The sequence below is a fragment of the Streptomyces synnematoformans genome, from assembly GCF_039531005.1.
In the GTDB taxonomy this organism is placed as follows: Bacteria; Actinomycetota; Actinomycetes; order Streptomycetales; family Streptomycetaceae; genus Streptomyces; species Streptomyces synnematoformans.
The window spans coordinates 1-2,025 of the sequence record NZ_BAAAPF010000590.1 but is presented as its reverse complement, the minus strand read 5'-3'; the positions used below and the strand labels follow the sequence as shown (position 1 = coordinate 2,025).

The following is a 2,025-nucleotide window of genomic DNA, read 5'->3' as shown; positions in this document are numbered from 1 at the left end:
TTCTCCGGGACGCGGGCGCCGCCGCCTCCGGTCCGGTCCGCCCCGTTGGGCGCCGGCAGCCCCGGCACCGTCGAGAACGGCCGCGCCGGAGCCCCGCCCGGCGACCCCGGCGCCGGCTCCGCCGGCCCCTCGACCGCCGCCTGCAGCAACGCCGTCGGCAGCAGCACGACGACCGTCGTCCCCCCGTACGCCGACTCCCGCAGGCTGACCTGGATGCCGTGCCGGGCCGCGAGCCGGCTGACGACGAAGAGCCCCAGCCGGTCGCTGTCGAAGAGGTCCAGCGCCTCCGACTGCCGGATCCGGCGGTTCGCGGCGGCCATCGCCTCCTTGCCCATGCCGAGTCCGCGGTCCTCGACCTCGATCGCGTAGCCGTTGCCGACCTGCTCGCCGTAGACCCGCACCTTCGTGTGCGGCGGCGAGAACTGCGTGGCGTTCTCCACCAGTTCCGCCAGCAGGTGCGTCAGGTCGGCCACGGCGGCGCCCACCACGGCCACGTCCGACAGCGCCCGCACCTCGACCCGCGCGTAGTCCTCCACCTCCGAGACCGCGGCGCGCACCACGCTCTGCAGCGGCACGGGCATCCGCCAGGCCCGCCCGGGGGCGGCGCCGGAGAGGATGATCAGGCTCTCGGCGTGCCGCCGCATGCGGGTGGTGAGGTGGTCGAGCCGGAAGAGGTCGTCCAGCTCCTCGGGGTCCTCGGCGCGCCGCTCCATGCTGTCCAGCAGGGCGAGTTGGCGGTGGACGAGGACCTGGCTGCGGCGCGCCAGGTTGACGAAGACCCCGGAGATCCCGTTCGCCAGCTCGGTCCGCTCGACGGCGGCGCGCAGCGCCGCGCGGTGCACGGTGGTCAGCGCCTCGAAGACCTGGCCCACCTCGTCGTCGGCCGGGTCGCCGCGGGGCGCCTCGCCGGCGACGTCGATCTCCTGCCCGGCGCGCAGCCTGCGCATGGCGTACGGCAGCTTGCGACGGGCCAGTTCGAGCGCGGAGTTGCGCAGCCCGACGAGTTCGACGATCAGCTCCCGGCCTATCCGCACGGAGACCACGAGCGCGGCGGCCACGGCGGCGAGGCCGAGGACCGCGGCGGCGCCAGAGGGGGTGAGGACGCCGTCGGCGACGGGGTCGGTGCGCCGGGCGGACGCGGCGGTCTCCCGCTCCACCTCGCGGAACGCGCCGGCCAGCTTCGCGTACGGGCCCTCCCACGCGCCCGCCGGGGCGGCGGCCACGGCGGCGGCGCCGGAGTCCGCGGCGGCCACGGCCTCCTCCAGCTCGCCGAGGACGCGGTACGCGTCGCTCCCCCGAGTCCGCCGCCAGACCGCGGCCTCGCCGCCGTCGAGGTCGGCGGCCGAGCCCTGCTCCAGGGCGGCGCGGGCGGACGCGGCGTCGGCGAAGGCGCGGTGGTGCGCGGCGCTGAGCGCCCCGTGCAGCTGCCCCGCGGTCAGGAGGGCGTCCTCGCGGGCGAGCATCTCGCCGGCCCGGGCGAACTCCAGCAGCACGCGGGCCCCGGACGCCGACGCGCCGTCCTGCAGCCCGGTCAGCGCACCGGAGGCGCCGAAGGCGTGGTCGACCACGGCGCCGTACTGCCGGTACGTCCGCGGCCAGCCGGCCGTCCGGGCCGCCAGCTCCGTACGCAGCCGGGCCAGCGCCTCCGCCCCCGCGAAGAAGTCGCCGAGCCGACGGCCGACGGCCGCCGGCAGGTCGGCGCCGACGGCGACGGTGTGGCCGCCGTCGAGCCGCAGCCGGTCCACGGCCCGGTCGGTCCGGGTGGCCGCCTCGTCGTAGGCGTGCCGGCGGTCGGCGCCGGGGCGGGCGAGGTAGCCGGCGGCGGCGCGCCGTTCGTCCTGCCGCGCCGCGGCGGCGCGGGCGAGCGGCTGCCGCACCTCGGTCTCGACGTGTTCGAGCCGGCTCAGCCGGGAGACGTCCTGGGCGGTGCCGACGGTGGCGTGGCCCCAGAGCGCGATCAGCGAGACGACCGGCACGGTGAGCAGGCAGATGACCCTGGCCCGTACGGTGCGGGGCCCGAGGCGC

1 protein-coding gene is annotated in these 2,025 nt (G+C 77.9%); it reads right to left on the bottom strand.

Annotated elements, in window-relative coordinates; all coding sequences use genetic code 11:
• The coding region (locus ABD317_RS36315; RefSeq protein WP_344296224.1) for a sensor histidine kinase at positions 1–1,991 on the bottom strand (1,991 nt) is incomplete at its 3' end.
• Positions 1,992–2,025: the final 34 nt, after the last annotated feature.